The 6,100-nt window shown below is 38.4% G+C and carries 5 protein-coding genes; 3 read left to right on the forward strand and 2 right to left on the reverse strand.

Annotation, left to right across the window (positions count from 1 at the left end; genetic code table 11):
- Positions 1 to 970 (forward strand): alpha/beta fold hydrolase (locus tag AB685_RS25100; RefSeq protein WP_047973318.1); only part of this gene is annotated, 970 nt, incomplete at its 5' end.
- Between the two features lie 117 nt (positions 971 to 1,087).
- Entirely contained in the window at positions 1,088 to 1,507 is a 420-nt protein-coding gene (locus AB685_RS25105) for a potassium channel family protein (protein WP_047973322.1), read from the forward strand.
- A gap of 33 nt (positions 1,508 to 1,540) precedes the next feature.
- Here AB685_RS25105 and AB685_RS25110 read toward each other — a convergent pair whose 3' ends face one another.
- Together AB685_RS25110 and AB685_RS25115 are read right to left on the reverse strand one after the other, a co-directional pair.
- Positions 1,541 to 2,341, reverse strand: coding sequence for an endonuclease/exonuclease/phosphatase family protein (locus AB685_RS25110; RefSeq protein ID WP_047973319.1), 801 nt, complete (start codon positions 2,339 to 2,341; stop codon positions 1,541 to 1,543).
- A gap of 6 nt (positions 2,342 to 2,347) precedes the next feature.
- A complete protein-coding gene (locus AB685_RS25115; protein ID WP_047973320.1) occupies positions 2,348 to 3,991 on the reverse strand; it encodes a PTS transporter subunit IIBC in 1,644 nt (547 codons plus the stop codon).
- 475 nt (positions 3,992 to 4,466) lie between these two features.
- Here AB685_RS25115 and AB685_RS25120 point away from each other — a divergent pair.
- The coding region (locus AB685_RS25120; protein WP_047973321.1) for an alpha-glucosidase at positions 4,467 to 6,100 on the forward strand (1,634 nt) is incomplete at its 3' end.

Consider the following 6,100-nt stretch of genomic DNA (forward strand, 5'->3'; position numbering starts at 1 on the left):
TGGTGAAATAGGACAAACACCCCGTAAAGCAGTTTGGAAGAAAAACAAAGCAACACTTTGGTATTACCCAGCAAAGCGGAAAAAGTTCAATACACCATTATTTTTGGTGTATTCACTATTAAATCAATCATATATTCTTGATTTAGCCYCTGGGATGAGTATGATCGAAGCTTTTACTAAAAGCGGATATGATGTGTATTTGCTCGACTTTGGAAAACCAGGATATGAGGATGGAGACACTTCGCTAGATGATTACATCTTAAAGTATATAAAAAAAGGAGTAGAACGAGCGTTACACCATTCTAGAACCGAGAATCTAACTGTAATAGGATATTGTCTTGGTGGAACACTTGCTTTAATATATGCAGCTCTTGCTAGAGAATCTATTAAAAACCTCATATTATTTGCTCCACCGCTTGATTTTAGTGAGCTTCCTTTTCTATCAAAATGGGCAGAAGCATTAAAAAAAGAAGAAATAAGTTTGGATGCTTTAATCGATGAATATAGAGTGATCCCGGCAAAAATAGTAGAGTTTGGGATGCGTACGGCTACTTCCCCATTTACATTTGATAAACTATTATCGCGAATTAGCCCCCAAGAAGATGACGTTTATTCGCTAAAAAAACAATTAGTGGGTGAATGGGTAAATGGTCATATCCCTTTTGCTGGTGCTGCACTTAAACAATTAATGAATGACCTTGGTAAAGAAAATAAACTGATAAAAAACAAACTTAAAATAAATGGACAAAAGGTGGATCTCCGAAAGCTTACAACAAATCTTTTAGTCGTTTCCACAACAGAAGATTTGATTGTTCCTGAGGAGATGACTAAACCATTAATGAACATAGTGGCAAGTACAGACAAAACGTACAAGCGAGTAAGTGGAGGACATATAAGTCTAGCGCTTAAAGGAGAAATACCAGAATTTTTAAGTGAATGGCTAGAGGGTAGGTCTGAACGGTTTGAATAATGAACGATACCAAGCGATGGATTGCTTGGTATCGTTCATTTCGTTTTGTTATCACTCTTGTTAAATAGAAATAGAGGTTTGCTTACTCTGAAAAGGTGAATAGGTATGAAAGGAGGGATGAGTGTGGCTTCGATGATATTAATTGCCATCACTATTTTATTTTTGATGGCCAACCTTTATTATTTTTTTACCAATAAATCTTATAAAAAAAGCTATTTTTGCCCTGTGCTTTTTTATAAATTGTTCTACGTGTTGGTTGCAACTACAGTAGGATTTGCATGTCTTTATTATCTACTTTCTATACAGGAGCCGGTTCTGATTATTAATGATCCAACTGGAGAACCAGCAGAGCAGACCTTTGCAAATTTTCTTTACTTTAGTGGGGTTACGATGTTGTCAATTGGTTACGGAGACCTTGTGCCAATTGGAGTGGCTAGATTCTTCTCTATCATTCAAGCAAGTATCGGCTTATTACTTCCGGCTGCTTACTTCATGAAAGGGTTCAGTGCGGCTCAGCAAAGTGAAGAGAAGGCTTAACTTTAAACGTAAAAAAGTGAGTAACCGGATTGGTCACTCACTTTTCGGTGTAACCGTAACTTCAACACCATAATGGTCAGATACAATAGAACGATTCTTTCCATTAAACACRACGTTCGATGTAGAAACAACTGTAGGTTGATTGGTCAAAATGAGATCAATTCGAAGGTCTTGTTTGTTTTGGTCCCATCCGGCAATTTTTCCTTCAACTGTTACTCCAGAATCCTTCTCCTGTGCAAGTTGGTACGTGTCTAAAAATCCGTTTTGCGAAAGARAATCGTAACCCTCAGCGCGGCGGTCTGCGTGGTTGTTGAAATCTCCCATTAAATACACACGCTCATTAGAGGGAAGATGCCTTAGAAGTTTTTCCATTTGTTCTCGTGCAGGTTCTTCTGTATCCTCCCACCAGCCTATATGACAAGAATAGAAATGAGAAATGAATCCGTTCACGTTAATTTTGGCATGAACGATTGTGCGAGCCTTCCAGTTTGTCATCTCCTTACTTTTTGTTACGTAAAAATGAGAGGAGTCAACAATTGGATGACGAGTGAGGAGAGCAAGCCCCTCCTCATATACCTCGTAACCATAATGGGAGGGAGCCCAAACCATTTTGTAATGGTCTCCACCAAGAGATTTAAGTTTTTCTAGCAAGACGTAACCGTAATTATCAACTTTAACATTGCCATCAATCAATTCTGCATCTCGGTGTTGGCTCACTTCTTGAAGGGCAATTACATCGTATTGTTCTTCGTAAATGGCCTGTGCAAGTTCATTGATTTTTTCGTCTTGTTGATTTTCTTGCCAGGCATGAACATTTAAAGTTAAAAGCTTCAACAGTATCTACGCTCCTAATCGATCTTGTACATCAGATTTAATGACATCAGCTTTTGGACCATAAATAACTTGAACTCCTCGGCTCTTAACGATTAAGCCAAGTGCACCAGTTTCTTTCCAATCAGCTTCAGTCGCTACTTTTTCAGTATCTTTCACCGTTACACGAAGGCGAGTCATACAAGCATCTACATCTTCAATGTTATCCTCCCCACCAAGTAAAGCGATGATTTTACCTGCAAGCTCATCTTTGCTTCCGGTTTCTTTATCTTTTGAACGATTATCTTCTTCTTCATTTTCAAGATAGTTTCCGTTACGACCTGGCGTAGGTAAGTTCATTTTCTTGATTAAGAAGTTAAAGACTACAAAGTTTAAGCCAAAGAATACAAGACATACCACAACAAAGTTAATTAGGTCACGAGCAAGTCCTGCATAAATAGACATCGGTGTTCTCGTCAGTAATTCAATAAATCCAAATGAGTGAATACGAAGGTTAATCACATCAGCTGCAGCAAAAGCAAAGCCAGTTAATATAGCATACACAACATAGAGAACAGGAGCTGCAAACATGAACATAAATTCAATTGGCTCCGTTACCCCTGTTAAGAAAACAGCAAGTCCAGCTGACATGTACATAGGCTTATACTTATGACGCTTTTCTTTATCAACGTTTAAGTACATCGCAAGTGCGGCACCAATTAAAGCAGCAGACGATAGGATCATTTGTCCAATTTTAAAACGAGCAGGTGTAACATCTTCTAGTAATTGGTTGTACCCAGCTACATCACCAGCACGAAGCATATTCGTTAAATCAGTCACCCACGCAAGCCATAAGGGATCTTGTCCGGCAACGACACGGCCAATATTCTCACCAGTCTGAATAACGTATGTTCCGCCGAGCTCTGTATAGTTAATTGGAACTGTTAACATATGGTGTAGACCAAAGGGTAACAGTAGGCGTTCTAATGTACCAAAAATGAATGGCGCCACTACAGGTGCAGTGTTACGCGATGTTGCAATCCATTGACCGAAGTCATTTAATAGCGTTTGCACAAATGGCCAGAATGATGATAGTACAAGTGCTGTTATGGTAGATCCAAGAATTACGACAAACGGTACAAAGCGTTTTCCGTTAAAGAATGACAGAGATTCTGGTAATTTATTAAAGTTATAAAATTTATTAAATAACACGGCCCCTACAAAACCAGCGATAATGCCGACAAAGACTCCCATATTAAGGGCAGGCGCACCAAGTACGGATGTAAAGTAATCGCTAACAATTAACTCACGACCAAAGAAGGATATTGTTGCATCGGGATCTTGCAGCATCTCACCATTTACACCAAAAAGTGCACCGGTAATCCGGTTAATTAATATGAAGGCGATCAAAGCAGCAAACGCTCCTCCTGCTCTTTCTTTCGCCCACGATCCACCTATGGCGACAGCGAATAAAATGTGTAAGTTTGTAATAATGGCCCATCCAATATCCTCCATTACTCGTGCGAGAGTTTGGATAACCATCATGTCTCCACCAGTCATCGCGATGAGCTTACCAAGAGAGATCATAATACCAGCAGCTGGCATAACAGCTACGACGACCATCAATGCTTTTCCAAGCTTTTGCCAAAAATCAAATGAAATTAGTTGTTTCATCTTTGTTCCTCCTCCAGTAGTAATCTTTTTATGTTGTACAGAAAAAAATAAATCGTTTTCAGAATCCGTTTTCATAAACAAGTTCGTCCATTAATGAGCAAACGTTTGCACGTGAATAATTTTAGTAAAACTTTTTTTAGGTTGCAAGTGTTTTTTGAAATTTCACTAGTTAAAACATGTTTAAAAAAACCACTAATCATTGAAGATAAGCGTTTTTAGAGGTAATTATCTTTTTTAGGAAACGTAATATACAAATGAAACAGAGTAGACTATTTGTAAATGTTTACATCTAGAAGATGAATTTAGAGAAAGCATTGTAACTTTTAGCATTCCGTTTTATAATAAATGAGCAAATAGTACGTGCAAACGTTTGTCTCGTATGATAATTAAAGTAAGATGAGGTACTGAAGATCTTATAGATACTTAATAATGTAAACGTTTTATTTTGACTGTATAAAGAATTGGAGGGGTTTAAATGAAAAGACAGTGGTGGAAAGAGGCAGTCGCTTACCAAGTGTATCCTCGAAGTTTTATGGATTCAAATGGTGACGGAATTGGTGATCTACAAGGGATTATTCAAAAGCTGGATTATATTAAGGGTCTCGGCATTGATGTGATTTGGATTTGTCCGATGTACCGTTCTCCTAATGATGATAATGGATACGATATTAGTGATTATCAAGATATTATGTCTGACTTTGGTACAATGGCCGACTTTGATCAATTATTAGAAGAAGTCCACAGTCGTGGAATGAAGCTCATTATTGACCTAGTGATCAATCATACTTCTGATGAGCATCCTTGGTTTCTTGAATCGCGTTCATCACTTGATAATCCAAAGCGTGACTGGTATATCTGGCGCGATGCGAGTGCTGATGGGAGAGAGCCAAACAACTGGGAATCGATCTTTAACGGACCAGCTTGGGAATTTGATGAGAGAACAGAGCAGTATTATATGCACATCTTTTCAACAAAGCAGCCTGATTTAAATTGGGAAAATCAAGATGTCCGACATGCTCTATATGACATGATGAACTGGTGGATGGACAAAGGGATTGATGGTTTCCGTGTAGATGCTATTTCTCATATTAAAAAAATTGATGGCCTACCTGATCTTCCTAATCCAGAAGGACTCGATTATGTACCTTCATTTGAGGGACATATGAACCGCCCGGGTATCCATAAATTCTTACAAGAGATGAAGGATGAAACACTTGCTAAATATGACGTAATGACCGTCGGTGAAGCGAATGGGGTAAAACTTGATCAGGCTGATGGTTGGGTTGGAGAAAAAAACGGAGCATTTAACATGATTTTTCAATTTGAGCACCTTGGTCTTTGGGGGAAAGAGACGGGTGGAGAGCTCGATTTAATCTCCCTAAAAGAAACATTAACAAAATGGCAAAAGGGTCTAGAAGGCCGTGGTTGGAATGCTCTATTCCTGGAAAATCATGACCAACCTCGTAGTGTTTCCACCTGGGGAAATGACGGAGAATATTGGTCTAAGAGTGCAAAAGCACTAGCTACTATGTTCTTCTTTATGCAAGGAACGCCATTTATTTATCAAGGTCAGGAAATTGGGATGACCAATGTTCAATTCGATACAATTGAGGAATATGATGATGTTTCAATGAAAAACTTCTACCGAATTGAAACGGCTAAAGGTCGTTCTCATCAAGAAATTATGGAGATCATCTGGGAGCAAGGTCGTGACAACTCAAGAACGCCAATGCAATGGAATAATAGTGCTAATGGCGGGTTCTCTAGTAGTGATTCTACTTGGTTTGGGTTGAATCCAAACTATACAGAGATTAACGTTGAAGCACAAGAGACACAAGCGGATTCGATTTTACAGTACTATAAAAAAATGATTAAGCTTCGTAAGTCGTCTGATGTGTTGATGTATGGAAATTATGACTTATTATTATCTGAACATAAAGAAGTCTATGCTTATACGCGAACGTTAAACGATGAGAAAATCTTAGTCGTTGTGAATTTGTTTGCAACAGATGCAGAAGTCGACCTGGCAACTATTGAAGTAAAAGAAGATACGGAATTACTACTTGGAAATTATCAAGGAGTAGGTTCAGTAACTACTCTACGTCCTTA

Source organism: Bacillus sp. LL01 (assembly GCF_001037965.1).

Coding starts and splice junctions, on each gene's coding strand:
- AB685_RS25105 (WP_047973322.1), top strand. CDS start 1,088: ATGAGTGTGGCTTCGATGATATTAATTGCCATCACTATTTTATTTTTG.
- AB685_RS25115 (WP_047973320.1), bottom strand. CDS start 3,991: ATGAAACAACTAATTTCATTTGATTTTTGGCAAAAGCTTGGAAAAGCA.